Raw genomic sequence first — 343 nt, forward strand, 5'->3', positions numbered from 1 at the left:
TATATCAAGATTGCCAGCGGCGATTTGGCTTGAGGCAGTGGCAATCGTGTCGGTGCCAGAACGAACTTGCCCGACGATTTTGGCCAAGGAGGTGCGCATGACCTCCATTGCAAACAACAAGCTCGTTTGGTCGTTGGCGCGCAGCTGAATCGACGTTGACAACTTACCGGCCGCGATTGCCCCGGCCACGTCGGCAGCGTATGCCGGCTCCCCGCCCAGTTGGCGCGTCAGTGCGCGCGTAATCCACAGTCCAATCGCAATGCCTGCGGCAAGGCTGCAAAATACGAGCAAGATCATCAGCAATCTACTTTCACGGTAAAGCTGCCCCGACTCTTCGGCTGAT

1 pseudogene is annotated in these 343 nt (G+C 57.4%); it reads right to left on the reverse strand.

The features are described from left to right. Positions 1-297: pseudogene (locus F2P45_RS34795) on the reverse strand (methyl-accepting chemotaxis protein); the annotation flags it as partial. Positions 298-343 lie beyond the last annotated feature (46 nt).

Origin of the sequence: Massilia mucilaginosa, from assembly GCF_011682145.1 — a bacterium.
In the GTDB taxonomy this organism is placed as follows: domain Bacteria; phylum Pseudomonadota; class Gammaproteobacteria; order Burkholderiales; family Burkholderiaceae_D; genus Telluria_A; species Telluria_A mucilaginosa.